Consider the following 26,700-nt stretch of genomic DNA (forward strand, 5'->3'; position numbering starts at 1 on the left):
ATGAGTAGATACCCATGGCGGAATACAAGTGAAGATATCGCGCAAGAAGCCCAGTCCCAATGGGAGACACCTGGTGGTGCACAGGAGAAGGCGGACGCAGCTGAGCAGGCAGCCAAAGATTACTCGGATGAGAAACTAGATGCTCATATTGGAACCGGTGGAGCAGCGCATGCCAATGTTGTAGCTGGTGGTGCTGCTGGATTTATTACTGGGCCGGATAAAACGAAACTGGACGGTATAGCATCTGGCGCCAACAACTACGTACACCCTGCAACACATCCACCTTCCATAATTGCGCAAGACGTGAACAATCGGTTCGTGACCGATACGGAAAAAGCGGAGTGGAATGCAAAGGCTCCATCAACACTTGCAACAGCAACGACAGATGGGTTAATGCCAGCCACGGATAAAGATAAATCGAACAAGGCGACTAATGTTCCGACAGCAAGCACATTGATGATGCGCGATGCTTCTGGTCGTGCTCAGGTGGCCGCTCCGAGTGCAACGACTGACATTGCACGTAAAGCTGAGACAGACGCCGTACAGGCTAATCTGGACAACCATGCAGGTGATGAAGAAATCCATGTAACTGCTGCTGATCATGCCAAACTGGACGGGGTTCAGGTAGGGGCTGAGGTGAATCAGAATGCATTCACTACAATAAATGATGTCTCTGCAACTGCTAAATCTGACACTCTACAATTGACTGGTGGTACAGGTGTTACAGTTACAACAGATCCGTCTACTAAAAAAGTCACTATTACCGCTACGGGTACAGCGACACCGGGTGCGCATGCGTCCTCTCACATTACAGGTGGAACTGATGTGATCCCAAATGCAGTAACCAATGGTTCATCAGGGCTAATGAGCGGAACGGATGCTCAGTTCGTAAGGATCGAAGGCGAAACGAAGGCAGGCGCTCAGAATAAAGCTGACGCAGCACTGGTGGCGGCTAACGAATACACAGATGGAATGATTGCAGCTATCCCTGAAGTGAATGATGCCTCTTTGATAGCTAAAGGAATTGTAATGTTAACGAACTCGACCAACAGCGATTCCGAAACGCTTGTACCTACTGCGAAAGCACTAAAAGCCACATACGATGAGGCTACAGCGGCAAAGCAACTTGGAGTTGAGCAAAAAGCTAATGTGGTTGCCGCCCTCAACTCCATTGGTGTAACGGCATCCACAACAGAGACATGGGAACAACTGATTGCAAAAATTGCTGCTGTCATCCGCGCAACAGGAACTGCCACAGTGGCACAAGTATTATCAGGATCTACTTTTTCAAATGTTACTGGTAATAACCGGACAGGAACGATGGCCAACAATGGCGCAGGTGGAACAGTAACACCCGGCACAACTAACCAGACGAAGGCTGCTGGCTACTACAGCAGTGCGATAACGATCTCAGGTAGCGCAAATTTACTAGCTGCCAACATCAAAAACGGCGTAAACATATTTGGCGTGGTTGGTACACTGTCTGAAGGAATTCGCTATGCAACAGGTGTATCAGGGATACCTAATTCAGCTGTACCATTCACAAAATTAGACGGGACAACGCAAAATAAATATTATTTGCAGATTAGTGGTATTGCATTTAAACCGCGCATTATTGTAATTACCGCAGAATCAACAGTGCCAATAAACAATACTACAGCTTATCCGCAGGCAGCATTTTACAGCGAAACACCAGTAAGGTCAGCAGGTTCGTTTGCGGGATTGTCAATGACTACAACCGGAGATGGCGATAGGTTCTATATTGATGGAACACAAGCATTTGTAACTACTACTGGGTTTAAGTTACCACTTGCCCTCATTAATACTGGTGGTAATTTCACATGGTATGCTTTCGAATAGATTGGAGGGATAGTTTATATGGAGATTGGAGCAAAGATTTACTATGACAAAGAGACAGGCAATGTCATATTGAACACCGGAGATCGTTCCGGATCAGTTGTAGAAACGACATGGGAGCAGGATTTTTCTGCGTATGCTGTCTTGAATGAACGAGTACCATCTACCGTGGGAATGATACAACTCGAATACGGTGCATATGCTGCAGATCGTGCTGAGGGAGGAATAATCACCAGTGTTAATCTTGAAACATTGGAACCGCTGTTCACTTACCCCGACCCAGAGCAACCGGAAGTTCCCACAGAACCGCAGAAGTCTTTGAGTGAGGAAGTTAAAGCAGTTAAAGAACGTCAGGATATTATGCAGGGTGCATTGGATGCTCTCTTAATGGGAGGTTTATAAAATGTTTCCATACTTGGCACAACGAATTATTGACGGGGCATTACAGTATGGCGCAGTACTGAATCGCTATCCAAACGGAAAAGAAGAGATTGATGAGTACCTCACTCTTAAAAACCGTGAGGATTTGATCCCGACAGAATAGGGGTAAAGCCCATGAATATAAATGAAATTATTAGCGAAGCAAATATGCTGGTGCCCAACGATGTCCCTGTAGCCGACAAAGTCATCTGGTTGAACGCGCTGAATCAAGACTTTTTCAATGTGGTCAAGATCCCGAAGGTTGCGCAATTCGATTGTGTGGCTGGGCAGACCGACTACCCACTTCAGGCAGACGTAAGGCAGAAGAATATTGACATGGTGCTGATCGGACCTTCGCAGTACCGCAGTATGGACCGTGAGGATGTAACGCCGTACCAGAACGCATTTGCATACGACGACACAACCAAAACCATATCGCTCTACCCAGCCCCTTATACTGATCTAAGAGGCTTTTTACGTTACCATCGAATCGCAACAACAACGTTCCTGTCTACCGCACTCAGTGTGTCACCGGATGCACCAGAGGAATACCACTGGACGTTTATCCCTGCACTGGCTGCAATGCTGGCAAACAGTCAGGACGACAGCGTAAAGGCATCAAACTACGAGAACCAGTACAAGGCAGCGTGGAACGTGGCATCACAGAACTATCAAGCGGGTGCAGTACAATGAGGCCCGTACAATATAAACCGTCCCAAAATCAGCCGCTGGAAGGCATGATGCAACCGATTCCGATCAGAGAGTTTCGTGGACTGAACACGTTTGATCCTTACTCTATTGAGGACACGTACTTCACTGAGATGCAGAACCTGACAACTGACGACTACCCGGCTATCTCCACTAGGCCGGGTTATACGTTGTTGGGTACGTTCGGTACCCGTGTGTTAGGCATGGGTGTATGGCGTGGCCGTGAGCTTCATGCGGTGTTCAGCGATGGCACTTGGCGGCGTTGGAGCGGATCAGCTTGGACTACATTGGTAAGTGGCCTAAACACATCAGCTGAATGGTCGTTCACAAACTTCGATGGTAATTTGAATGGCGTGAATCTGATTGGCTGTAATGGCGTAGATTCTATGCGTAAGTACAACGGCTCTACGGTGTCTTTATTGAGTGGTTCACCATCCAACGGTAAATACATCACCACGTACCAAAACAGGCTCTGGTGCGCCGTAGGGAACGAGCTATGGTCATCTGCATTGGATCAGCCAGAGAACTGGAATGCATTCGCAGGTAATCAGCAGGACAGTTACCGAAAAACGATTGAGTCATCGCACGGTGAGGACATCAACATGCTGTCTGGTAGCCTGTACCGCCTGACCATCGGCATGCCATCATCCATCCATCTGCTTATGGGTGGGCAACCGTCTGACTTCAACAGCCGTGTGGTTACTGACGATGAAGGTGTAGCAAACAACAACGCAGTCACAGCACGCGAAGGTGCACTGCGCTTCATGCATAAGTCAGGTATCTACGAGTACTCAGCTGCCGCATTGCCGGACAAAGGGTTCAGCGAGGCAATCAAAACATTCTATCCCAATGTCAGCACAGCAAGTGCGGCAGGATCAGACGGGATACGGTTATACTTCAGCACACAAAGCGGAGAAACGCTGGTGTATGATCCGCGCATTGGTACATGGACACGCTGGGTCACACCAGTACCGACATGTTACGCATCCATTGGACAAGACTTGTATATCGGTACAGCTACGGGTCAGGTGCTGAAACTGGGTGGCACGGTGGATATTGCAAGCCCAATCGCGTGGAAAGCAGTGACCAAGCCGTTCACCAATCAATCCATTGCACAGCGTCAGCGCTGGTTGAAGATGTGGATCATCGCGGAAATGTCCGTTGGTAGTGTGTTGAACATTAGCTTATCCAGCCAGGCATCGGGAGAAAGTTGGGATTTAGTCAGCACAATTACATCATCATCTGCAGCTGCTCAGCGGATTATTATTCCGGTAAGAAAGTTCGTGTTGGAAAATACAGTCCGGATCAAGCTAGAGGGAACAGGTTACATTCGACTGCATGAGATCACACGTCAGGTGCGGCAACTACCGCTCTATTAAGGAGGTACCATGGGAATTCAAGACGTAGCGCCAGCATTCCGAAACCCACCAACGTTTCAGGATCTGGAGGAAGTGAAGTCGTACCTGAAAGACAACATCAACAAAATTGCACGCAGCCTACAGGATATCGACTTTATGATCAATGGTACGCTGGACGTGAACAACATCCGGGCTGAGGGCATCGAGGCACGCAGTATCAAGGCTGAGGCGATCACGACAGACAAGCTTCAAGCGGGAGCAGTAACAGCGGATAAAATCACCGTGGGAGAACTGTCTGCCATCAGCGCTAATCTAGGGCATATCGTAGCTGGGTTGATTGAGTCAGTTGAGATATTCGGCGCGTACATCGCTACACGCCGTAACGCCTTCCCACGTTGTGAGATGAGCGCTACAGGGAATGTGTTTGGGGCGTACAATGATGCGAATAATCATATTGTTATTGAGCCTAACTATGGTGGTTCACCCGCGATTCGATTCACTGTTGCAAGTACACCACGAGGCCGGATTCATAACCTCATAGGATATCCGATCTTTGAAAGTGATTCGGCACTAGGTTTGCAAGCAGCTGGTGCAATTTATGTAAATGCTGCTCAAATGAACTTTACAAACTGGGATAAGCTTTATGCTGACAACCCAGGTCGTACGCTTGGTGATGAACTGAGAGAGATATTTGACCGGATTGAAGCGTTAGAGGGCGGGTAAACACTCGGTCCAACTTTGGACTCAGTAAGAATTAAACATTAACGGTCTGCGAAAGCTGTGGTATATTGGTGAAAAATGGTATAAGGGAGAAATGACATGAAAAAGTATGTTGCTGGATTCCTTGCTGGTGCCTTATTCACTCTTGCAGGCGCAGCTTTCGCGGATGATATTCAGTCTTTAATTGGTAAAAAGATTCAGGGAGAGGCAGTCGTGGAGCTGAATGGACAGGCTTTGGATACTGCAATCATCGTTGATGGCAAAAGCTACGCACCGGTTCGTGTTATCGGGGAAGCTGCTGGATATGACGTGAGCATGCAGAATAAGAAGATCATCCTGGATGAGAAAGTATCCAACACGCCGACTGCTACATCTCCAGGGGAGGAAACAAACTTGGAATTCTTAAAAACGAAATTGAATGAACGTATCGTAGACATAAAAAAACGGATTGCTGACACGAAAAAACTTATTGAAGTGAGCGAGTCGGTTATTAACGACCCAACAAAAGATAGTGCTGGTGAAGAAAACTTCCTTAAAATGCGTCAAGCTACTTTAGCAGAACAGGAAGCCACACTCGCCAATCTCGAAGCTGAACTGGCTGCGTTGAAATAAATTTTTTGAATCCACTGAACAAACGTGGAATATTGGGTTACAGTATGTTGAGTGGTACAGAATAAAAAAAGCGATTCCTTTGTGGATTTGAAGGTCTCGTGTGTATATTAGAAAAGGACCCCTCAAGTGGTGAGGCGTCCTTTTTTTAATGAAAAAAATTTTGATTAACGTATCAAAGGCAGAAAATGCGGAAATACATTCTAGTATAGAAACAGAATACTGGGGTGCCGATAGAGTCCTCTTTTACATCCGTCAGATGTCCGGTTATGCGCTGGGTCGGAAAGTTTGAGATAAATCTTCAAATCTTCCAATCCTTTTCCCTTGCGGATTCCTGGCTTACGGAGTTGCAAAATGGCGCTGTGGCCCACTTTACAAACACAATATGTTGGGTTAGTGTGATCTATGCAACGAGAAAAACCCAATATGTGGATAGTTAAAACGGAATCAATCAAGATTTTTATCTTTTCTATTTTCCAGGTATTCTTTGTACATTCGATCAAGATATTCCTGTTCGGCAAATTCGGTTATTGTTGATAACCCTGGAATGTGTATCATGTAGCTCGTTATTGAGTCATGCACACTTTTTAATTTCTCGTTCAAGCGATTCAAAGATGCTTTTTTCTCTACAATGAGGTCGATTTTTCGTTCCAGGGAAGACTCAAGGTTTGTTGATTCTAAAAGTTCTAATGAATCCTTAATTTTCCTTCTGGCCTCTTCAGTTCTATATCGTAGATCACAGTATTGTTCTAAAAGATATTTCCCATAACTATCTAGTAACTCGACGCCGCAAATGAAATCTAAGGATTCATGGAAAATTTTTGGGAGTTGGACGAGTGTCTCAAGATTGGGTTGACCGGTAGCCTTCTCAAACTTTCCGTAGTACGGTTGCGAAACCCCTAGTCTATCGGCTACGTCTTTTTGAGTTAAAGCGTGGCTTTCTCTAAGCCACTTCAAGCGTTGAGCAAAAATCTCCATGAAAAATAACCCCTATCTATTTACAATTACCTATGAGTAATATAATATTAACTCATGGTTATAAGGAGGTGAACGAAATGAGGAAACCAAAAAACAATTTAGCGTACCTTCGCATGATGAAATTCATGTCTCAAAAGGATGTAGCCGAGCAACTTGAAATCTCACAAGTCTATTACAGCAAGCTTGAAAAGAATCCTAGCAAGATAACTCTTGGTATGGCGAGCAGACTGAAAGTTATACTTCAAGCTGATACAATCGATGATCTCTTGAAACAGGTTGCCTAAGTAATATTACCATAAGTATTAAAAATATAACAAGGAGGTTTCAAAATGAAAATTCGTGTTGAGAATTGGATGGGGCATGACATTCGCTTTGTGGAGTTGACAACAGACGATTGGTGGGCAGTTGCTAAAGACGTAGCCACAGCGCTCGGTTATTCTATTGCGCCTCACATGGTAAGGTTGATTGATTCAGACGAGAAGGATGCTATCCACTTAACGGATAGCATAGGCAGAAATCAGAAAATGACTGTGATCTCGGAAACTGGAATATATGAAGCGATCTTTAACAGCGGAAGACAGGAGGCTAGAGAATTCAAGAAGTGGGTCAAATCATTGCTCAAACAATTGCGAAAGAATTCTGGATTGGAAGGATTCCAAATATTCCGCACACTTGATAAGGATCATCAAAAAGAGGCGATGAAAAGGTTGTGTGATAACCTTAGAGATCCCAAGGTTCCAAACTTTGCCAAAGCAAACACAATCACAAACAAAGCGGTATCTACAAAGTTCGGTCATCCAAAACTAATCAAAAAGGAACAGATGACTCCTGAAATGTTGATCGCAAGACAAGAAATTTTGGATGATACAGTAAACTTGATGACAATGGCAGATAAGTTCAGACTTGATTTCTCCATTTCACAGACCATTTACGGTAAATATTTGGGCGATGAACAGCGAAATCGTGAAGCCAATTGATTAATGGTAACAATTTGTGAAAAAGCATTATTTTTATTTTTTTTAGTTATCATTATTTTTATTGCCTGTAAACTTTGTAGCCAGAGCTTCCTGTGATACGATAGATTTGTTCGCTAGAGTAGGCGGAGTAATTATTCAAAAAAATTGCCACGAAAGTATTACCGCATATTATTGAACCTGTGCTACCATGTATATAACATGAGAGGAGGACCCACGTTGAAATGCACCTCAGAAAAATAAAAAGAGCCGCTAAAAAGCGACTCCAGCACTTGTCACCTATCTCCCGCCAAGTTGATTAGGTGACGCAAAAAATCCGGGGTGTTGCACAATACGTGTAAATACCCGTGTCAGTAACACGTGTAAATACCCGTGTTGACTATAGACAACGTTAGTATAACACACACTTTGTATATGTAACACCCTCCAAAAGTGAGGAGAAAGCATGAAAAAAATGGTTTTTACCATGAACGAAGAGAACATTTTCGAAGTTTTAGGAGTTGAAAACTCCGAAGGATTAAACAAGCTTCGTGAAAAATTATCTCCTCATGATGTATCTTTATCGGACTTTATTTCTACTCTTACCAATCTAATATCGGTTTAACCTAAGGGTGCCCACACGGGTACCCTTTTCTATTACCCAAAGGAGGTGCAACATGGCTTACGAGACAACAGGAACTGTGGTGAAGAAGAAAGACCCTTTTGCTGGCAATGGTGGTGTAACGTCAGCTATCCCAAGCGTTACAGGTACCGTTACAACAAGCAAGTCGCCCATGGCACAAGCAGCAGCAAACGTTAAATCAAGCCCTGCCCTTGGAAATGGTGGTATCAACTACGCCACAGCCAACACAGCAGGGCGGCAAGGGATCGCATCGAATCAGGCGCAAATTAAGAATAACGATACTTATCGGCAAAGTGAAATAGCCAGAACATTGGCGACGATCACGAACCGACAGCAGCAGGGTTTGGACACTGGCGCACAGACGAAATACCTCAACACGAACCTTGGTTACCAAAGCCCGATGGCTCAGGCGGCAGAGAATGTGCAGGCAAGTGGTGTGAAGCCACCTGAGAATCATGCGGTACCAGGGAGTCGCACAGAGGGCACGCTGAGTAAGATCGACAACTTCATTAATAACCAGTCACAGTTTCAGTTCAACAAGCCTGAGGCGTTCAGCTACGACCAGAACGTTGATCCTGCATACCAAGCACAGCTGGCTGAAGCGAAAAAGAATGTCATGAACCAGCAGGCGGACACCAACGCAGGGTTAAGAGCAACGGGCCAAGGAAAATCTTCCTGGAGTGAAACGGTAGCAAATAGTCTTGGCAACAGCGCCATGGAGAGCATCGCCAATAACCTCGTACCACAGCTGATGCAACAGGCATACCAGCGTTATAACGACGATGCGAATCGTGATCTACAGGTACAGCAAATGAATTATGGTGTGGGTCAGGATGCGATTGGCAATCTCACAAACCAATACGGCTTGCAGAACCAAGAGTACTTCCAGAATCCGTTGCAGGAAGCGCAGGTTACGGGAAACTACCTTCCTACTGAAGCACGTGATGCAATCAATAACCTTCTTAGTCTCAAGGAACAGGCAGAGACGAAAGGGATTACGGCAGAGGATCGATCGGCACTAAGTAAACAAGCTGACTTCATTCGTAACCAATTAACTGGTATGGGCATAGATGCAAGTCAATATGGCGCTAATGTAAGTCGTTCTACTGCTGCACAAGCTAATCCAGGTATCCGCACATTGGCGGGGCAACAAGTAGATCTGGGCAACAGACAGGCGAATCTAGCGGCTGCTGGCATGTATATGGATGCATCTGGACGTATAATTACACCGCAGAACGATTGGACTGGGCTGGCTAGACAGGCAGCTAATCCAAATGCACCACTTAGTCTGGCCGGACAGAACCAAGCATTCAACCAACAACAGGTAGGCGTTGACAATGCGTTCCGTGCAGAACAATTCGCTTACCAAAAAGCACGCGACATTGTGGCTGATAGCCAATGGGGAGCAACGTTCCAGCAGAACGCTACTCAATTTGGTATGAGCTATGCAATGGAAGAGTTGAAACGTCAGGATGAAGTTGCGTACCGGAATGTTATGACTGCAATCAGTCAGGACGAGAACTCCCGTGCTTGGCTGAGTCTCGGGAACACACAACCGGCTGAGTACAACGGCATGACAGCAAGCCAAGTGCTAAGCGCGGTACAGTCTCAATTTATGCCTGACGGTGCTCAGAACCCTCAATATTATGAGAAAGACAAAGATGGTAATCAGGTATTAAAAGATGCTGCAAAACACGACTTATACATGATGGTATCTGGTTTCGAACTTCCAGTCGGTCAAGATGACCAAGTCATGTTATCTATGGGTCTTACGAAAAAGGAAATTCAAGAATTTGATAAATATGTACAGGAAGAGAACGCGAAAAAGTCACCGCCTGTAGGGGTTGTCTCTCCGGGAAAGTAGCTGGCCTCACGGCTTCCTCAGCTGGTGGGGCTACTTTGAACAAAAAATTGGGAGGACTATTGTCCAATAAAGGAGCTGCTTTTGAGGCAGCTGGCAAAAAATACGGCATTGATCCTGCGTTACTGGCTGCTATTGCTATGCATGAAACTGGAAACGGGACAAGTCAGGCAATAAAGAACAAAAATAATGTTGGTGGAATGATGAGTAAAACGGGGTTGATGACATTCAGCAGTGTCGATGAAGGTATCGATAAAATGGCATCTAACCTGAAACGCCTTTATTTCGATCAAGGACTCACCACTATTCCTCAAATTCAGAAGAAATACGCACCAATTAAGGCAACGAATGACCCGACTGGACTTAATCAATATTGGGTTGGCGGAGTAACGAAGTACTATAACATGTTTGGAGGGTGAGCAAATGGCGACAAGGCTTGAACAATTTTCGGAAGAACAGCGGCAAAAAGCAATGCAGATTAGAGATTCCGCATTAAATGGAACGCTTAATCTAAATCAGCCCAAAACGTATGTGAACCCACGTTCAGAAGCAGTTAATACGTATCTTGCAAACCAGCGATCCATGAACGACCTGAAGACAGCCTTGCCGCCTGCGCTTACTCAACCCGGTTCAGACATTTACATGAATTCGACGTTGGGCAGATCGCTTGCAGGCAATCCGCAGGCGATTCAGACGTACCAACAGGCGACGGGCGTTAATCCAGCGCCTATCCCACCACAACCAACGCAGTATGAAATAAATAAACAAAAAATAGCGGATAGTGCTTCTAAAAGCTCATTCGCCAACTTCGTGTCACCATTCAGTAACTTAATGAATGATATTACTTACGGGAACGACGTTGGTAATTTTGTGACCCGCGCAGTCGGTACGGGTGGTGGCATGTTGCTTGGTGGTCCATCCATGGCTCCTGGATCAACAGGCAACGCTACAGCGGATAGAGTGGCAGACATCACGGGTATTGCTGGTGGTATCCTCAGCGCAGGATTTAACCCTGCTGGCGGCGGCAACCTGATCACTGCTCCTTGGAAAGCGGCCAACGGATTGATGGCAACGCGTGCCGGGAATAGCCTGACGAACATGGTCGGCGGCGGTATTGGCAAGGTGCTACCACGTATGAACCCAACCACAGCAAACAGAGTGGCAGAAACAGCCCTGCGTGGCGCTGCTACTGGTGCTATAAGCAACACAAGCATGGGGTTGATCCAAGGACAGAACAGCAATAGCGACGTGCTTAGAAACGCCGCTCTGGGTGCTGGCTTGGGTGCCGCAGGGGATCTGCTCGTAGCAGGAATTGGTGTTGGTTTGCGTAACGCCTTGACCAAGCTTAAAGGCAACAACGGCGTGCGTCAGGCAGAGGAAATCTTGGCGCTACCTCTTGGTCGTGGTGACGAGCGGTTGAGCGCCGCACAGAGACGAGGTCAGACAGCCGCAGGGAACGATCCAATCGTGAATCCATCCAACTGGACACCTGAACCGCTCGGACTTCCTGCAGGGCAACTGGCTGCGCCTACGACTGGACGATTGGCACAGGTAAGTAATGTGTACCGCCAGAAGTTTGAAAACCTGATGCGAGTTGCGAATGAAACCCAGTTTACGCCAGGGCGCGAAGCAGAAGAGTTAGAAGGGCTTTGGGCATCAATGGCTGATCGTAGCGACCCTGGACTGTCTGATCTGATTGACCGCGCTTATGCTACGACTAAACGTGAAATTACGCCAGATCTGATGCAACGAGCGCGTGCTAATCAAGCCCAAAGAGATGTGTACGGCGTACCTCTACCAGTCAAGAGTCTGGATGATCGGATGCCACGACCGACCGTTGCAGATGACGCTAAGGTCACGCAAGAGCGACTGACATTTGACCGCCCTGCAAGAAACGGTGAACCGGAGGTAATCAATCCAGGCGGAAATTCAGTCAATCCACGCACAGAAGCGGTTAAACGATACCAAGCAGAACAAGGTATTCCGACAGCAGAATCTGGACAGGGATCAGATAGCTTCTTAACCAGTCGCCCTGGACGTGTAGTAGAGCCATCTCCAGCACAACGAGTGGACGATGTGATTCCAGAAGCAACCCCGGATGCGCCGTTAAACTATGCTGATGATTACCAATCAGCAGCCAATGCTACAAAGCAGAACTGGTTTACAAATCTGTTTGGTAATGGCGGTGTGGGTATATCTCCATTTGGTAACAACCGTAGAGTGGGCCGTAACCCGATCAGTACTGAGGATCAGATTGTTGGTAGTAACATTAGACGGGATACTCAGGGGACTATAGCAGAAGTTAACGCTGCTGCACGATCGGCTTATCATAAGAATATTGACTATTTGGACCCAGTTAAAAAGATCAGTAGGAAAGCTTACGACCAGTCAATGGATGCCTCCCGAGCTAACAACATTGCTAATACGATTATCAGTGACAAGTTCGTTGACCCACAAGGGCGTATTATCGGGGAGAGTTTGCAGGAAATATTCGATAAGGTGCCGCGTGGTCAAACAAAGAGATTCCTTGATTATTTGGTTCAAAGAGATGCAAAAACTCGGTTACTGAACAATGAGATGGTCTATGCGAAGAATCTGAACATGACTCCTGAAAAGCTACAAAAACAGATGGATAATATGCTTTTAAGAAATCCGGAGTTCAAAAATATAGCAAAAGACTGGGATAGATTCACAGAGAATTTGTTAAAGGTTTATGGAGTTGATGAAGGACTTATCTCCGCTGCATCATTTAATGCAATGCGTAAGAAGAGGCCGTTTTACACTCCGATGCAACGCCAGTTCAACCTTTCGGAGAAATATTCTCAACCATTTACTATGAAACAAAGCAATGCTTTCTCTGGGCAAAAAGCTCCGATTAAAGAGGTGAGCCCAACTGGATCTGTACGTAATATCGTTGACCCACGCCGTTCAATCATTGAATCTACTGGAGCATGGGTAAATGCATCTTTGCGAAACCGTGCTATGCAGTCGTTGGTTGACGCAGTGCGTACCGATCCGAAATCATTCAAGGGTATTGCCGAGATTGTTCAGGCTCCGAAAGGGCAACCGAACTTGCGTCAAGTCCTGTCAGACGGTGATCAACTGGATTTCATGAACATGCTGAATGACGATTTTAATAAACTGTTCAACCGTACACGATTGGATGAAGATAACGTGATTCGAGCGATGTACAAAGGCGAACCAGTTTATCTGAAAATCCACGATCCAGAAGCTGTTAAAGCCTTATCCGGAATGGGCACAGAGGTTTCTAACGTGGTACTGGACACCATTGGAAAGCTGAGTACAGCTACTAAGTATTCAGCAACCGGTCCATTTGCGCCGATGTTCGCAGTCAAAGGGTTCTTCATGGATACGCCACAAGCGCTTATCCAATCCAAGAATCCGGCTATGCATATGGTTGATTTGGGACATGCCTTGATCAGTTCCATTGCAGACACACTGCCCAAAGGTACTCCAGGAGTAGAGCGTCTCCGGTCACTGGCTCAAGAGTATCGTCGTGTAGGTGGTGGATATTCCGCTATCTTACGTGGAGACAGAGGTCTGAGAAAAGGTGTATCACAGATGAACAGAGATCCGCTGTTGTCACCTCAGAACATTGCTAAGACAACCGGAAAGGCCGTAGCTGCACCGTTTAAAGCATTGGCTAAATTCGGTGATGTCGGTGAAAATGTTAACCGGATCGCGGCTTACAAGGGAGAACTCAGACGCAGAGGTAACGACAGAACGCCTGAAAACATTACAGCGGCACTGAATGAATCGCGTGAGATCACAACAAACTTTAGCCGTCGTGGCGACATATCCACTCAAGTAGAGAAGTTTGTACCGTATTCAAACGCTGCTATGCAAGGATTGCGCAGGTTCGTGTCTCAGTGGAAGAACCATCCAGTCAAGACAGCTGCATTGGTGTTTGGATCGATTATGATTCCGAAAGCTTTAGAACTGGCTAACCATTATGGCGATCCAGACTATGAGCAACTACCAGCCAGGGAGAAATACAGAAACCTGATCTTGAGCAAGAATGAAGATGGCAAGTTCAACAAAGTACCTATTCCGATGGAGTATGGCGCTCTGGGCGCTCTGTTTGCAGACATATTGGAATCAGTTTATTATGAAGATCCACAAGCCTTCAAGGGCTCAGCAGAAGCCCTGGTAAATGCGTTCACGCCACCACAATTGTCCGGTATAGCAGCGCCGCTCACAAGACGTGAAGGATTGGGTGAAATGATCGTCGGTGGACTCAACTCCACGGTAGCAGCTCCGTTTGTCGCTACTGCTGCCAATATCGACTATGCAGGCCGACCAATTGAGTCGGGCGCTCTGGAAGGTAACTCGCCAGTGAATCGTTATGACGAGCGTACATCAAAAGTGGCCATCGAATTAGCTCAGTATCTCAAAATGTCACCGAAGAAAATTGATTATCTGATCCGGTCATATGGTGGTGACCCCGCCAGATTGCTGCTGCCATTGACCTCAGATGCTGGACAGGGTGATGTGAAAGGGACGCTACTGAAAAGCTTTATTGTTGATCCGCAGTTTTCTAATACACTGTCCGCTGACTATTACGATTACAAAGAAAAGATGGCTCAAGCTGAAAAAGACTATAAAGACGGCAAGGCAGAATTACCATCCTGGTATGACCAGCGTATGACGGATATGATTACAACAACCCGTGCCGGATCGTACAACAAGCGTCTATCATTGCTGAGCAAACAAAAGCGTGATATTCAAGCAAATAAAGAGCTGACTGCTCAACAGAAGACGGATCAGTTACGAGATGTACAGTACAAAATCAATGACATTTACATGACAGTCAACCAAGCCATGGAAGAAGCCGGAATACCGCTAAAATGATAGGCAACCCCTTGTTATCTGTGGTAAAATGTAATTGTATCGCTTAACCGCATACACCCTAAAAAGGACTCTGGGAAAGCATCCCGGGTCCTTTTACTATTTGAGGTGATTATATGATTGAAATGGACGAAGACGAGTTTCAGGAATCAGTCGTATCAGACGACACCCTGCACCTCGTATCAATATTTTGTGGACCAGAAGTAAGAGATAAACTGCTCTATCGGAGAGTGGACGATGTACGACTTCATAGTGGATTTGATTCACACATTATTCAAGAACGGCCTGACCCTAAGCTCATTGGGTGCGGTCGTTTTTTTGATCCTAAAACAGCGAAAAATGAAGGCTCAGCTGCGGAAATTCCTGCCTTGGATGTTCCAGGATGACAACGAAATCAAGGCGTACATGGCGAACCAGATCGTCATCATGCGTAATCAGGAGATCATTATGAGAGGAATGGGATTGGAGCCATGGACTGCGACTATTTCAAGCGAAAAACCGCAAGCTACAGCGAGTCTATCAAGCAGATTTTACTTATCATCCTGGGCGATTACTACTTATGCCCTGCTTGCAAACAAATACACCATACGGAGGTACTCAAAGATGGCGAAAAAACGAATAGTCATTGACGCTGGACACGGCAATCAGGACCCGGGAGCGATCGGGCCAACAGGCAAGAAGGAGAAAGACTTCAACTTGACCATGGCAATTAAACTGGATGCTCTGTTGAAAGGTAATCCGAACCTGCAAGTGAGCCTGACACGCCGTACTGACGTGTTCTTGGAACTCAAGGAGCGGGTAGGTGTAGCCAACAAGATGCCAGCAGATCTGTTTATCTCCATTCATGCGAACGCTGCGTCATCTTCTGCCAACGGTACGGAGACATTCTATAACCGCACCACAAGCGCGCCACTGGCCGGAGTAATACAACGTCATATGCTTGCTGCTACAGGATTCAAGGATCGTGGCGCACGTTACGGCAACTTTGCAGTAATCCGCGATACCAAGATGGACGCGGTACTCCTGGAGGTTGGGTTCATTAGCAATCCAGAGGAAGAAAAGAAACTGTTCCAAGACGACTTCCAGAACCGTGTTGCACTGGCTGTTGCTCAAGGTATCTGCGAATATCTGGGCGTACCGTTCGATGTTCAGGCACCAACCTTGCCAGGACAGGAACCGGTTAAAGTCACACCATATCCAGAGATGAGTGTTACCGTTCACACGCCTGCCGGTTCGACGTACACCGGGTACAACGTTAAAGATACAACATGGATACCGTCCAGACCGATTGGAGAACTGATTGGCGGGCGCATCGGATACACCAAAGGCAAAGTGACGATCAACGGTGAAGCGGTAGAGACGATGAACATTGATGGTGTGGGATACGTGACAGCACGTGACCTGACCAAGATTCTGGGTGCGCGCATCTTCTGGGATAAAGAGTCTCGCAACAAAGTAGAAATATACCCTAAATAAAGGAGAGATCAGATATGATGAAAGAAATTATGGAGCAAGCACAGCCCTACATCATTACTATTGTAACGGCCCTCATTGGTGTTTTAGCTACTATTCTAACTGGCGCAATCAAGAAAGCTCAGGGTAAGGCAGAGGCGTATTATAATGCGCACACGAACGAGAAGGACCGGGAACTACTGCACAAGATTGGTATGGAAGCATTCTCGTGGGCGCAAACTGTTTACCGTGAATATGAAGGCGACCGTAAGTTACAAGAGGCTTATTCGTATGCCAGCGAAAAATTATCTGCATTAGGCGTTCAGATGTCTGGTGATGAGATTCGAGCAGCCATTGAAAAAGCTGTGGTGGATTACAACGCGAAGAAAGCTGGTGGAAAGATTGCCAGCTAAGAGGAGAGGCCCTGCTATGACGGCAGGGCCTTTTTGCTTTATAATGGACCCTGGAGGTGAGATGATGAGAAACATTGCAGCTCAATACATATATTTCGATGGACCTAAGAAGATTGAAAAGGCCATCTTAATGCAGACGGAATTAACAGACGATGCAGAGGTAGAAAAATTAATTCAACAGGAAGCGGAGAAAATTGCGAAGACAACAGTTAAGATTATGGAGATTCGCGAAGCGTAACCAGAATGCACCCACCAATTGGTTGGGTGTTTTTTTGTTATGACTACCATATTGTCAAAGATGGAAGCTTATCAACTGGGCACGCCAATACTATCTCCGACATGATCAGCAGACTCGAAACGATGGTGCTTAGCGGTGCGGATCTTCCTATTGCGGTTGTAAGGCAGCAGATTAGTTCAGCAATCGATATTTTTGTACATCTGTCCCGGCTACGAGATCGTTCACGGCGGGTGACAGAGATTAGTGAAGTGATTGGCATGCAGGACGGTGAGGTTATGCTGAATCCACTGTTTCGTTTCAAGGAACAAGAAGAGCGTGAAGGCAAAATTATTGGCGGGTTAGTGCAAGTTGGAAAGTTGAATCAGGTGGATAAAATTCAGATGGCTGGGCTCGGGGAATGGCTGGATGAATACATAGAACAATATAGTGTTGAGATAGATTCATCAGATAACAACGCGAATTAAAGTCATTGGAAGGTGATTACTGTTGGGTGAAGCCAGACAGATGTTGACGGATTACACCGTATATGCGTTTTCCCGGAGACAACGAATGGTCTGTATGCTGATTAGTGGTCTGCTGTTTTTTGGCATCGGAATTCTGTTCTACCATCACTGGTTGGCTGGAGTGATCCTGGCTGCGGGTTGCATATGGGTACCAAAACATTGGACTAAAGTGCTGTTGGAACGAAGAAGAATGACACTCAGTTTACATTTTAAGCAAGCGTTATATGCATTATCTTCGGCACTGGCCGCAGGAAAATCGGTGGAAAATGGATTCAAGGAATCCGTGGAGGATCTGCGGATGTTGAACCCGGAAGCGGATACCGATCTGATTCGTGAGTTCACGATATTGCGGACACGGATGGAGTATGGACAACCAATCGAAGAGGCACTACAGGATTTTTCGGATCGGGCGCAGATTGAAGATATTACGAATTTTGCAGATGTGTTCATTACGTGCAAACGAACTGGCGGGGATCTGGTTGAGGTTGTGCGTCGTACCTCTGCGGTGATTGGTGAGAAGCTGGACATTCAGCAGGATATTATGGTCGCGGTATCGCAGAAAAAGTTCGAATCAAAGGTGATGTTTGCCGCTCCATTTATTTTTCTGATATTCCTCAATCTGACCGCCAAGGACTTTATGGAGCCGTTATATAGCGGGATGGGGTACCTCATCTCTAGTGGAGCATTGGTAGTACTCGCCTGCTGTTATCTGTGGATTAATCGCATTATGGATATCAAAGTATAAGGAGCTGAAACGATGCTGCTTCCCGTTATAGTCGCAGGGATGCTCGGAGCGGGATGGCTGGTGCTGGATCGAACCCGGGGGCAGACCTACCGGCATCTGCGCAAGCTGGATATGGAAGGATTACGACTGAAAAAAATGCATGGCCCCTTCTTGTTTATATTGGACAAGTTTGAGATTGGACGCAGATTGCCTGTGCTCATGTTTCGAATGCAACATGCCATTCAGAAAATGTATGGAATACAGCACAGTGGAGAGAAAACGATGCTGTATTGCGCCGAGATGTTGACCTACACGTGGCTCATGCTGCTGGTGGGCTGCCTGTTATCACTCGTTGGAGATATGGGCATCGGAGGTATGGTGGGTGGGCTCGCGCTTGGTGCAGCGTTGCCTTTTGCGCTCTACAAAGACCTCAATACAAAGGTGCAGCGAAGAGACCAGGATATTCTTATGGAACTGCCTGAGCTACTGAACCGAATTGTACTGCTGGTTGGCGCAGGGGAAACCGTGCAACGTGCCATCGTTCACTGTGTGACAAGCCAGGGGGAACGGAATCATCCGCTGTACAACGAACTCAGAAAGACGGTGGGGGATTGGAATAATGGTTACTCTTTTCAACAATCATTTGAACAGTTCAGTCGTCGCTGCGGTGTACAGGAAGTGACGATTTTTACGACAACAGTGCTGCTGAATTTCCGACGTGGGGGAGGTGACTTTGTATTGGCGCTGCGGGATCTGTCACATGTGTTGTGGGAGAAACGCAAGGCTGTCAGTCGGGCGAAGGGAGAACAGGCTTCTTCCAAACTGGTGTTTCCGATGGTACTGATCTTTTTTACGATTGTGGTCATGATCGGGGCACCTGCTTTTATGATGATGAATATGTAGGAGGAATTGGGATGATGGAAGTATTGAAGAACAAGGTAAACGCATTTTGGAAGGAAGAGGACGGACTCGGCACGTTGGAGCTGATTCTGATTATCGGGGTTATTATCATTATTGCTTTGATTTTTAAAAACCAAATTAAGACGTTGGTAGAGAGACTGTTAACTAATGTGAGTAATAAAAGTAATGAATTTTTCGAATAACAAGTTCAAAAAGGAAGAAGGGAGCTTCACCGTTGAAGCTTCCCTCATCTTCCCTGTTGTGCTGTTTATTCTTGTGTTATTGCTCTTTTTCACCATGTACATGTATCAAAAGACATTCCTGAATCAACATGCCTATGCCGCTTCCGAACGTGCAGCCTATAGCTGGGACAACAGCCACAAACAGGCGATGACGGGTGAATTTGTCGCTGGAGAACATGACAATCTGTACTGGAGACTGACGGATGATCGTATGCTTGGAGCGCTGTTTGGCTGGGCGGGAGCGGATAATCAGGTTAGCGTCTCTATACCTGCTGGTGAAGGCGGCAATCTCTCGGAACAGAAATTAGCACAAGCGGTGCAACATATGCCCTCAGCTATGAAAGGAACGATTGAGTATCAGAATTCTCTGATTCAGCGGAAAGTAACAACCAAGCTGGAACAAGTAATATCTTTGCCTCTTCCTTCTTTTTTGTTCAATTCAGGTAACCGTGTCCTCACTCAAGGATCGTCCGCAGTTGTTGAACCGGTTGAATTCATTCGAACGGTAGATTTAATCCGGTATTATGCAGCGAAGTTTAAAGGGAAAGGCGGTGCGGCGACCAGTACAGCGGCAGAAGCCGGACAGGTTGTGCAGCATTTTGGCAAAAGCAAAAAATGAGAAAAGGAGGAGGGCGGAGCTGTTTAGAAAAAAAGACGGTGAGTTGGGAGCCGTAACCCTTTTTTTAATATTAATATTGGCCGGAGTTTATATGTTTGTCGCTATATTTATTGATTACGCTCGTATAGCGGCATTCAAGGTGCAGACCGAACGCATGACTCATGCTGCGATGAGATCCGTCATGTCAGCCTATGACACATCACTCCGGGAGTATGGTCTATTCGGGTATGGCGACAGCAGTGGGGATGCAATTATGGCTAAAGTGTTGAATGATAGCGTGAAGCCTTCAGCTGTAAAAGATGGATTCCCCATTCTGGATATCCAGTGGGATACAACTTCGCTGAGCATGGAGCGTGAACTGGGCAGATACGATATATTTAATCGCCAGATTCAGGAGGATATGAAGTATCGGGCTCCGGTTGATTTTACCCTTGAAGTGATCAATCGGTTCAAACCGATATCAGACGAGATGAAGGAAGCCGCGCACACGGTAGACTTGCTGAAAAAATTACAGAAGTTATATGACAAACGTGAAGAATTACTGGATGAAGCCATTGCCAATCAGACAGAATCCGCGGAGAAACTGAAGAATCTTCCAAAGTTGATCATGGACCCGCCTTCACAGGCCATCTATGAAGAGATGCTGGAAGATACACCAGAGACAGCTGCCGAGGCAGCGGCACGTTATGCAGATTATCTGAACAAGAAACAGGCGGATGAGGGACTGCCGTTCAGAGAGCAACAATACATATTGGAACTGGCTCGTTATCGGACTGGTGTTGGTAATGTGGTGACAGGCATCAGCATGATCATACAGCCCGCGTTACAGGCCCATCAAACAAAGCTGGAGGAAGCACAGTCCAAAATCGAAGAAGCGCGCAAAGTTAATGAGGAAATGAAACGTGTGATCGCGGAGGGGGAGAACCGTTCGCAGAATGCGAGCTATGACAACGTGGGCAACTCGAGTTTGCCTGGAACGAGTCCTACATCTACTGGATCAGGCAGTGAAGCTAAAAGCACACGTTCTCTTGCTTCTGAGCTTGTGAGGGCAGATAGCCTATTTGATCAATTGAAGGCACGGGTTGTTTCCCAAAATTCGGACTTCTCTAACGTCAGAAGAGACAACATGGAATTGAATACACAGCTTCGCAGTGTCACGGCCATGAGCGGTGTTCCGATTAAACCGGCGGTCAGACAGGCAAGTCAGGTTACGGAACGATATATGGACACCTATGTAAGTAGCGGTCCTGCCAATCTCATCCAACAGAGTAAACAGCAGCTGGAGAGTGGTCGTGGGTCGGATGCCCAGCGCAAAGCAAATGACAAAGAATCCAAAGGGAAATTGAAGGAAGTCAAACGAATCTTGTCGCAGATTCAGAATGGAAGCTCGGGTTCCATGGACGCTTTCAAACAGTTGGAGGAATATTACAACGCTAATATTGCTTTTAACGAGGCTAGTCGTGAGGAAGCCAAAAAGGCAGAGATTGCTGGAGATCCCTATGACTCTGGTGGCGATGCCATGAAGGGAATGGACAGTTTGTTTGGCGGGATGTCCGGTCTGCTGGACAGTCTTGGCGACGAATTGTTTCAGAATGAATATGCTTTAGCCTATTTCAACTCCATGGATTTTGGTCAGTTATTTACCTGGACTGAAGGTAGTGGAGATGCTGGTGATGTTTTCAAACTGGAGAATCAGGAACTGGAGTATATCGTTTACGGGTTTCATAATCCTTCGGGTAACATCGCTGCGGCATATGCGGAGATATTTGGTATGCGGCTGGCTATTCGGACGGCAGAAGGGTTAATTGAGCACAGCAAGCTTGGGAATCCACTTCTGGTTTTATCGGCGGCAATCTTATATGGGATTACAAACGCCATCGCGGATATGGCGAAACTAGCAAAAGAGGGCAGTGTTGAATTGTCCAAGTATATCAAAGTCAAACTGACGTACAGGGACCATCTCCGATTGTTCCTATTGATGCATAGCAACAATGAACGCAAAATGTCCAGAATGCTGGCGCTAATTCGATTGAATACCGGTGTGAATCCAGATGAGAAACAGACGTATGCTTCGGGTAACATGCGTAGTAGCATCAAGCTGTGGTTTTTACCAGGGGTGGTTAGAAGCATAGGTGCAGTTATGGGTAGTACGGACCAAGTTGAAGATGGACGATTTTTCATTGAGCGGAAGGCGGATTATTCCTATTGAATGATCAGGATCGTTTCGGTGGAGGGATTATGGATAAGCAGCAACATTATGAAAAAGAAAGCGCACAAAAGCAGATTCGTTTAACACGAATAATCAGATTGCAGCGTTTGAAGTCTCTCAAAAAGCAGATATGTTCTCCAAAAAAGGAACAGGGTAGCATGGTTCTGGAAGCTTCACTGGTGTTACCTGTCTTTCTATTCTTTATCATGTTTCTCATCTTCATAGTGCAAATGACTCTAATCTCCACAGCGCTACAGAGCACGGCAGGGGAAGCGGTGAAGCAATTGTCAACGAAAATATATCCCGTTTCCCTTGCATTCACATCTTCTGATTCTGCCGGCGGAGAAGGTTCAGGAGGGGGCTGGAAGATACCAGAGTTATCACTGACGGAATGGGCAGAAGGTTATGCTTCTTCTCTACCCGAGCCTTTAAGTGATTGGGTACGTTCAGCGGCGGCCAGAGGTGAACAGCCACTACAGGAGATCAAAACATCCGTCTTGGAAACCGTACTTGATCCCACGGTAAAACCGCTGCTTCAACCTTTTATCGAGCCAACGCTGCTTAATATGGAACGTGTTCATGTGAATGGTATTTCAATACCTGATCTCAAAAACAAAACAAATCCATATTTCCGACTTGAGCTGAGTTATGAATTGCCTATAAAAGTCCCCTTTCTCAGTAAACCGCTTCGGATTCAGGCTGCTGCGGCAGAACGGGTATGGATTGGAGATACCGGAGAAGGATCAGATGGCAGCGCAGGAGACGAGGATACTGCGGGTTCAGCAACGGTACTATCGAAGCCTGACCCGGCATACATAGGCAACAATGCAACGATCAAGGTGAAGGTAGCACCAGGAGCGACAGCCAACTTAACGATATTTTACAAGTCAGGTGAAAGTTCTGCGAAGCACATCGGCTGGGCCACCGCAGATGAGAATGGAATTATTGAATGGAACTGGTTTGTTGGTACTCGGACAACAGAAGGAACATGGAGTTTTGTTGTCGAGACAGGGGACGGTGCCAAGACGGAGACTACGTTTAAGGTAGCCACCAGAAAATAAGGAAGGGGGATGATGGAGGTGGAGTGGTTTTACATTGCCTGTGGCATATACATCATTGCAGCTTTTATTACAGATATTCGTTCAATGAAAATTCCAAATCGATTGACTTTACCCGTGACTGTTGCTGGCGTCTTGGCCCATATCATATGGGAAGGTTGGGATGGTTTCTTGTTTTCAGCCGCTGGATTTGTAGCAGGTTTTGGCATTTTGTTTCTGATGTATGCGATTGGAGCCGTAGGGGCAGGAGATGTGAAATTGTTTGGTGGGATTGGCGCATGGACGGGACTTGCTTTTGGCATTCATGTCATTATTTACTCCGTTTTGTACGCGGGCGCAATTGGTCTAGTGATACTTCTATTCCGTAAAGATTCAGCGAAGAGAATTCGAGGCATGGCAGGTAGTCTTGCAGGTTTTTTTATGCTCGGTTCGCTCAAGCTGGTAAACAAAGAGAAGACATTGAAGTTTCCGTTTATGCTGGCGGTGTTACCTGGATTTATCACGGTCCTTGTCTCAGGACTTTTCCCTTAAAAAAAGGAATCGAGAAATTTGAGAATAACAATGGAAAGAGAGGATTGGCATGTATGGACTAACGAGAGATTTTATTCGTAACGGCGGAGCGTTCATGGTTTTGGAGAAAGCAGACGGGTTACGAATGGAGGAATTGAGCCGTGTACAGATGGGGATGTTGTCCTCCAATCAGATTCCGCGACTTCTTCCTGTTCATATTCGGGAAGTTGATCGAAATGTAACTTTGCAGTACGACATATCAGGGTACAAGATGTTGTCCCAGATGTTAAAGTCAAGAAAAATCAAATTGCGTGTTCTGTATGGTTTGTTGTTCCAACTAGCCGATGCCTTCACGGAATGCCGACAGTATATGTTGGAGCCCCGTAAATTATTGATCCAGGAAGAGTACTTGTTCATTAACGGTTCATTTGAACAGGGTGAGCTTGGGATGGTATATGTACCAATCATGGATACGGTTGAAGTTGATCCAACGCCTCAGCAATTTCGTGAGCTGGTGATCAGGCTGATGGCACATGTACAGGAACTGCAGGGAGAAGGTATTCAGCGTGTTCTGCAGTTATGTGACAACGAACGCTGGGATATCAGACAGTTGCGAGAGCTTCTGTTGGAATTATACGCTGACGAGCAAGAGAATGGAGGAGGCGCAGCATTTCTCTCGTCCAGAACTTCGGAAACACTCAATGATCCAAGAGGTGATTTTCATTCGTCGATTTCTGAGCGAGATAGCAGGCTAGCCACTGGTACTTCTCGGCCATATCAACTTGGTGCTCCCGTTCAAAATGCTCCTGTGGGGCCGCAACTAAATTTCCGTCAGCCGCAGAAAACAAGTGAATTCGAGGTTGAAGACATTCCGGTGAGATCTCGAACCTTTCCAGGCAGGCGCTCACCTGAGCAAGTTCCATTAGAGAGTTCAAACGATATGGATAAGAAAGGAAGTAACTCGTATGATTCGCTAGAGCGTGTTGATATGGAAGTGGAGGAAAAGCCCGGATCTTCCAAAGTAACTTATATCATATTGGGCTGTATGGTTGCCATGGCATTGGTATGGAGATTTATTTACATGGAGCAACCGGGACAGACGCAGATGATCCTGTGTATGGTACTCAGCCTTGGCTTGCTTGGTGCAGCAGGATGGACGTGGAAGCGTAAGGGAAGCCCTCATAATGCCTCAGAGAATAAGCGGTCTTTTTCATTCAATTTAGGTAAGAACAAAGGTAAGCAGACGGATGATGAAGAGGAGCAATTTCAGGAGAGTTGGCGCTGGAATGCAGCTGAAAGGCCAGTGGAAAGCATAAACCAAACGGTTGCATCTGCCTCAGAAGGTGGTAGCGAGCATTCCCGTTTTCAAAATTTGCATATGGCATCTGAACACTCCGAACCACCGTTCGTTCAACGCCATGTGGAAACGGTAGCTTCAACTTCAGAGCTAATTCGACAGGATGCAGTTGCAGAGGCAACCGTGAATTTGCAGAATCTGAGTGGAAGTAATGTTACAGGGGCAGGCCCGGTGATGGCGTCTTATTATCTTGAACGAAGATCGGGAAGCAGTGACCAACATGAACGGATGGATGTGCAAGGAGCATCTTTTGTCATCGGAAGATCAGCAGACATGGTTCAGTGGGTGGACACAGCGACCGGGGTGTCCCGTGCTCATGTGGAATTGAGCCGGAACAAATCGGGCTATGTGATTAAGGATCTGGGTTCCGTCAATGGAACCATTCTTCAGGGCAATATTCTTGCTCCGTATAAGGAGTATCCATTGGCGGATGGAGATACATTTACACTTGCGGAGTCAGTCTACACTTATCGGTCGGTTGGATAAGACATAGTTCAATCAGTCAGATAAGCCGCGGTGCTTCAGATCTTCCAGTGCCTGGGTTAAGGTTGGGAAGGTGAACTGGAATCCGTGGTCGAGAGCTTTTTGCGGAATGACTCTCTGCCCTTGAAGCACGACAACGGATAGTTCTCCAACCAAGGTTTTAATCAGGAAGCTGGGTACGGGGAACCAGTGAGGGCGATGATACACTTTACCGACCGTACGACCGAATTCATCATTGGTAACAGGATTTGGTGAGGAAGCATTGACCGGACCTGACACTTGTTTATTTTGAATGCTAAAATCAATGAGTCTTACGATATCCATAATGTGAATCCAGCTGGTCCATTGCTTGCCACTGCCGATCTTGCCACCAACACCCAGCATATAAGGAAGTTTCATCAATGGAAAAGCACCTCTTTTATGTCCAAGCACCAGACTTACCCGGATTTTAACGAGTCTTACATTTTTGATTGCATCTGCAGCAACTTCCCATTGTTCCGAGACCCGGGACGGGAAATTCATTGATTTTTGCGGACTGCTCTCGTCAAAGGTTTCGTTAGGAGAGGTTCCATAGATGGCCATGGCAGAAGCCTGAACGACGACTTCCGGCTTTTGTTCCAGGGATTCTACCAATCGGGCTACCCGCGCTACGGTCGTGACTCTGGATTCAACAATCTCCAGCTTCGCCTTGGTTGTCCATCGTTGATTCAGCGTTTCTCCGGCAAGGTTAACGAGAGCGTCCATACCTTCCAACAAGTGAGGTTGTTCTTCGACTTGTTCCCACGATATATATGTAAGATTTTTACTTGGATTATGCAAGTCAGGCAGTTTTCGTGTAATAACTTTCACATGGTGCCCGGCTTGCAACCAGTAATCTACAAGTGCTCCTCCTACAAATCCGGTACCTCCACAAATGGCAATTTTCATATCAAACATCCTCTCTGTATTTTCACTGCGCTGATACATACCGTTGGATCGACAAACAGCCCCGTACGGTAAGCAATGCCTGTTGGGAA

At 46.4% G+C, this 26,700-nt stretch carries 27 protein-coding genes and 1 pseudogene; 26 read left to right on the forward strand and 2 right to left on the reverse strand.

The genetic code is table 11. The features are described 5' to 3' along the window. The 7 genes from MKY95_RS07635 to MKY95_RS07665 all read left to right on the forward strand — a co-directional run bounded on the left by MKY95_RS07635 (window position 1) and on the right by MKY95_RS07665 (window position 5,675). On the forward strand, window positions 1-1,860 hold the full coding sequence (locus MKY95_RS07635; protein WP_339197887.1) for a phage tail protein: 1,860 nt from the start codon (window positions 1-3) through the stop codon (window positions 1,858-1,860). Window positions 1,861-1,878: 18 nt separating this feature from the next. Continuing rightward, window positions 1,879-2,259, forward strand: a complete 381-nt coding sequence (locus tag MKY95_RS07640) for a hypothetical protein (RefSeq protein WP_339197889.1) — start codon at window positions 1,879-1,881, stop codon at window positions 2,257-2,259. A gap of 1 nt (window position 2,260) precedes the next feature. Then, a complete protein-coding gene (locus MKY95_RS07645) occupies window positions 2,261-2,401 on the forward strand; it encodes a hypothetical protein (RefSeq protein WP_339197892.1) in 141 nt (46 codons plus the stop codon). Window positions 2,402-2,412: 11 nt separating this feature from the next. Next, window positions 2,413-2,970, forward strand: a complete 558-nt coding sequence (locus MKY95_RS07650) for a hypothetical protein (protein WP_339197895.1) — start codon at window positions 2,413-2,415, stop codon at window positions 2,968-2,970. Then, window positions 2,967-4,364, forward strand: coding sequence for a hypothetical protein (locus MKY95_RS07655; RefSeq protein WP_339197898.1), 1,398 nt, complete (start codon window positions 2,967-2,969; stop codon window positions 4,362-4,364). Before MKY95_RS07650 ends, MKY95_RS07655 begins: the two co-directional genes overlap by 4 nt. A gap of 9 nt (window positions 4,365-4,373) precedes the next feature. Next, window positions 4,374-5,066: a hypothetical protein gene (locus tag MKY95_RS07660; protein WP_339197901.1), complete on the forward strand. Its 693-nt coding sequence runs from the start codon at window positions 4,374-4,376 to the stop codon at window positions 5,064-5,066. A 96-nt stretch (window positions 5,067-5,162) separates the two neighbouring features. Continuing rightward, window positions 5,163-5,675, forward strand: coding sequence for a hypothetical protein (locus tag MKY95_RS07665; protein WP_339197904.1), 513 nt, complete (start codon window positions 5,163-5,165; stop codon window positions 5,673-5,675). Window positions 5,676-6,119: 444 nt separating this feature from the next. Here the strand turns inward: MKY95_RS07665 and MKY95_RS07670 are convergent, their stop codons facing one another. Further along, complete coding sequence (locus tag MKY95_RS07670) at window positions 6,120-6,650, reverse strand: helix-turn-helix transcriptional regulator (protein WP_339197907.1); 531 nt, start codon at window positions 6,648-6,650, stop codon at window positions 6,120-6,122. Window positions 6,651-6,727: 77 nt separating this feature from the next. On the opposite strand from MKY95_RS07670, the gene MKY95_RS07675 reads away from it, so the two are divergent. The 19 genes and pseudogenes from MKY95_RS07675 (at window position 6,728) to MKY95_RS07765 (ending at window position 25,687) form a co-directional block, all read left to right on the forward strand. Further along, window positions 6,728-6,934 (forward strand): helix-turn-helix transcriptional regulator, encoded by a 207-nt coding sequence (locus MKY95_RS07675; protein ID WP_339197910.1) that lies wholly within the window; start codon window positions 6,728-6,730, stop codon window positions 6,932-6,934. Between the two features lie 45 nt (window positions 6,935-6,979). Beyond that, complete coding sequence (locus tag MKY95_RS07680) at window positions 6,980-7,627, forward strand: BRO family protein (RefSeq protein WP_339197913.1); 648 nt, start codon at window positions 6,980-6,982, stop codon at window positions 7,625-7,627. Window positions 7,628-8,069: 442 nt separating this feature from the next. Further along, complete coding sequence (locus MKY95_RS07685) at window positions 8,070-8,228, forward strand: hypothetical protein (RefSeq protein ID WP_339197915.1); 159 nt, start codon at window positions 8,070-8,072, stop codon at window positions 8,226-8,228. A 52-nt stretch (window positions 8,229-8,280) separates the two neighbouring features. After that, entirely contained in the window at window positions 8,281-10,110 is a 1,830-nt protein-coding gene (locus tag MKY95_RS07690) for a hypothetical protein (protein WP_339197917.1), read from the forward strand. Between the two features lie 35 nt (window positions 10,111-10,145). Next, a complete protein-coding gene (locus tag MKY95_RS07695) occupies window positions 10,146-10,526 on the forward strand; it encodes a glucosaminidase domain-containing protein (protein WP_339197920.1) in 381 nt (126 codons plus the stop codon). Between the two features lie 4 nt (window positions 10,527-10,530). Beyond that, complete coding sequence (locus tag MKY95_RS07700) at window positions 10,531-14,979, forward strand: LPD38 domain-containing protein (RefSeq protein WP_339197923.1); 4,449 nt, start codon at window positions 10,531-10,533, stop codon at window positions 14,977-14,979. Between the two features lie 113 nt (window positions 14,980-15,092). Next, window positions 15,093-15,362 carry a hypothetical protein gene (locus MKY95_RS07705; protein WP_339197926.1) on the forward strand — a complete coding sequence of 90 codons (270 nt, stop codon included), beginning with the start codon at window positions 15,093-15,095 and terminating at the stop codon, window positions 15,360-15,362. Next, window positions 15,349-16,452: an N-acetylmuramoyl-L-alanine amidase gene (locus MKY95_RS07710; RefSeq protein WP_339197929.1), complete on the forward strand. Its 1,104-nt coding sequence runs from the start codon at window positions 15,349-15,351 to the stop codon at window positions 16,450-16,452. The genes MKY95_RS07705 and MKY95_RS07710 overlap by 14 nt, the downstream gene beginning before the upstream one ends. A 14-nt stretch (window positions 16,453-16,466) precedes the next feature. After that, a complete protein-coding gene (locus MKY95_RS07715) occupies window positions 16,467-16,841 on the forward strand; it encodes a phage holin (protein WP_339197932.1) in 375 nt (124 codons plus the stop codon). A 61-nt stretch (window positions 16,842-16,902) separates the two neighbouring features. Further along, window positions 16,903-17,079: a hypothetical protein gene (locus MKY95_RS07720; RefSeq protein ID WP_339197935.1), complete on the forward strand. Its 177-nt coding sequence runs from the start codon at window positions 16,903-16,905 to the stop codon at window positions 17,077-17,079. 59 nt (window positions 17,080-17,138) lie between these two features. Beyond that, a pseudogene (locus tag MKY95_RS07725) lies at window positions 17,139-17,543 on the forward strand (CpaF family protein); the annotation flags it as partial. A gap of 40 nt (window positions 17,544-17,583) precedes the next feature. Then, the gene (locus tag MKY95_RS07730) at window positions 17,584-18,327 is read left to right on the forward strand and encodes a type II secretion system F family protein (protein ID WP_339199925.1); all 744 of its coding nucleotides are present in this window, start codon (window positions 17,584-17,586) and stop codon (window positions 18,325-18,327) included. Window positions 18,328-18,339: 12 nt separating this feature from the next. Then, window positions 18,340-19,209: a type II secretion system F family protein gene (locus MKY95_RS07735; protein ID WP_339197937.1), complete on the forward strand. Its 870-nt coding sequence runs from the start codon at window positions 18,340-18,342 to the stop codon at window positions 19,207-19,209. Between the two features lie 11 nt (window positions 19,210-19,220). Further along, window positions 19,221-19,409: a Flp1 family type IVb pilin gene (locus MKY95_RS07740; RefSeq protein WP_074093999.1), complete on the forward strand. Its 189-nt coding sequence runs from the start codon at window positions 19,221-19,223 to the stop codon at window positions 19,407-19,409. After that, complete coding sequence (locus MKY95_RS07745) at window positions 19,393-20,067, forward strand: TadE/TadG family type IV pilus assembly protein (RefSeq protein WP_339197939.1); 675 nt, start codon at window positions 19,393-19,395, stop codon at window positions 20,065-20,067. Before MKY95_RS07740 ends, MKY95_RS07745 begins: the two co-directional genes overlap by 17 nt. Beyond that, complete coding sequence (locus MKY95_RS07750; protein WP_339197941.1) at window positions 20,048-22,276, forward strand: hypothetical protein; 2,229 nt, start codon at window positions 20,048-20,050, stop codon at window positions 22,274-22,276. The genes MKY95_RS07745 and MKY95_RS07750 overlap by 20 nt, the downstream gene beginning before the upstream one ends. After that, entirely contained in the window at window positions 22,273-23,337 is a 1,065-nt protein-coding gene (locus MKY95_RS07755) for a pilus assembly protein (protein ID WP_305955683.1), read from the forward strand. Before MKY95_RS07750 ends, MKY95_RS07755 begins: the two co-directional genes overlap by 4 nt. A 12-nt stretch (window positions 23,338-23,349) precedes the next feature. Continuing rightward, window positions 23,350-23,865 carry an A24 family peptidase gene (locus tag MKY95_RS07760; protein ID WP_047842036.1) on the forward strand — a complete coding sequence of 172 codons (516 nt, stop codon included), beginning with the start codon at window positions 23,350-23,352 and terminating at the stop codon, window positions 23,863-23,865. Window positions 23,866-23,914: 49 nt separating this feature from the next. Continuing rightward, complete coding sequence (locus tag MKY95_RS07765; RefSeq protein ID WP_339197947.1) at window positions 23,915-25,687, forward strand: DUF6382 domain-containing protein; 1,773 nt, start codon at window positions 23,915-23,917, stop codon at window positions 25,685-25,687. 12 nt (window positions 25,688-25,699) lie between these two features. Here MKY95_RS07765 and MKY95_RS07770 read toward each other — a convergent pair whose 3' ends face one another. Beyond that, complete coding sequence (locus tag MKY95_RS07770; RefSeq protein ID WP_036610794.1) at window positions 25,700-26,611, reverse strand: TIGR01777 family oxidoreductase; 912 nt, start codon at window positions 26,609-26,611, stop codon at window positions 25,700-25,702. Window positions 26,612-26,700 lie beyond the last annotated feature (89 nt).

The sequence above is a fragment of the Paenibacillus sp. FSL P4-0176 genome (assembly GCF_037975265.1).
Taxonomy (GTDB): Bacteria; Bacillota; Bacilli; order Paenibacillales; family Paenibacillaceae; genus Paenibacillus; species Paenibacillus amylolyticus.

Coding starts and splice junctions, on each gene's coding strand:
- MKY95_RS07640 (WP_339197889.1), top strand. CDS start 1,879: ATGGAGATTGGAGCAAAGATTTACTATGACAAAGAGACAGGCAATGTC.
- MKY95_RS07740 (WP_074093999.1), top strand. CDS start 19,221: ATGATGGAAGTATTGAAGAACAAGGTAAACGCATTTTGGAAGGAAGAG.
- MKY95_RS07735 (WP_339197937.1), top strand. CDS start 18,340: ATGCTGCTTCCCGTTATAGTCGCAGGGATGCTCGGAGCGGGATGGCTG.
- MKY95_RS07675 (WP_339197910.1), top strand. CDS start 6,728: ATGAGGAAACCAAAAAACAATTTAGCGTACCTTCGCATGATGAAATTC.
- MKY95_RS07665 (WP_339197904.1), top strand. CDS start 5,163: ATGAAAAAGTATGTTGCTGGATTCCTTGCTGGTGCCTTATTCACTCTT.
- MKY95_RS07745 (WP_339197939.1), top strand. CDS start 19,393: ATGAATTTTTCGAATAACAAGTTCAAAAAGGAAGAAGGGAGCTTCACC.
- MKY95_RS07685 (WP_339197915.1), top strand. CDS start 8,070: ATGAAAAAAATGGTTTTTACCATGAACGAAGAGAACATTTTCGAAGTT.
- MKY95_RS07710 (WP_339197929.1), top strand. CDS start 15,349: ATGTTCCAGGATGACAACGAAATCAAGGCGTACATGGCGAACCAGATC.
- MKY95_RS07650 (WP_339197895.1), top strand. CDS start 2,413: ATGAATATAAATGAAATTATTAGCGAAGCAAATATGCTGGTGCCCAAC.
- MKY95_RS07760 (WP_047842036.1), top strand. CDS start 23,350: ATGGAGGTGGAGTGGTTTTACATTGCCTGTGGCATATACATCATTGCA.
- MKY95_RS07715 (WP_339197932.1), top strand. CDS start 16,467: ATGATGAAAGAAATTATGGAGCAAGCACAGCCCTACATCATTACTATT.
- MKY95_RS07655 (WP_339197898.1), top strand. CDS start 2,967: ATGAGGCCCGTACAATATAAACCGTCCCAAAATCAGCCGCTGGAAGGC.
- MKY95_RS07700 (WP_339197923.1), top strand. CDS start 10,531: ATGGCGACAAGGCTTGAACAATTTTCGGAAGAACAGCGGCAAAAAGCA.
- MKY95_RS07765 (WP_339197947.1), top strand. CDS start 23,915: ATGTATGGACTAACGAGAGATTTTATTCGTAACGGCGGAGCGTTCATG.
- MKY95_RS07680 (WP_339197913.1), top strand. CDS start 6,980: ATGAAAATTCGTGTTGAGAATTGGATGGGGCATGACATTCGCTTTGTG.
- MKY95_RS07730 (WP_339199925.1), top strand. CDS start 17,584: ATGTTGACGGATTACACCGTATATGCGTTTTCCCGGAGACAACGAATG.
- MKY95_RS07660 (WP_339197901.1), top strand. CDS start 4,374: ATGGGAATTCAAGACGTAGCGCCAGCATTCCGAAACCCACCAACGTTT.
- MKY95_RS07670 (WP_339197907.1), bottom strand. CDS start 6,650: ATGGAGATTTTTGCTCAACGCTTGAAGTGGCTTAGAGAAAGCCACGCT.
- MKY95_RS07705 (WP_339197926.1), top strand. CDS start 15,093: ATGATTGAAATGGACGAAGACGAGTTTCAGGAATCAGTCGTATCAGAC.
- MKY95_RS07690 (WP_339197917.1), top strand. CDS start 8,281: ATGGCTTACGAGACAACAGGAACTGTGGTGAAGAAGAAAGACCCTTTT.
- MKY95_RS07645 (WP_339197892.1), top strand. CDS start 2,261: ATGTTTCCATACTTGGCACAACGAATTATTGACGGGGCATTACAGTAT.
- MKY95_RS07720 (WP_339197935.1), top strand. CDS start 16,903: ATGATGAGAAACATTGCAGCTCAATACATATATTTCGATGGACCTAAG.
- MKY95_RS07635 (WP_339197887.1), top strand. CDS start 1: ATGAGTAGATACCCATGGCGGAATACAAGTGAAGATATCGCGCAAGAA.
- MKY95_RS07770 (WP_036610794.1), bottom strand. CDS start 26,611: ATGAAAATTGCCATTTGTGGAGGTACCGGATTTGTAGGAGGAGCACTT.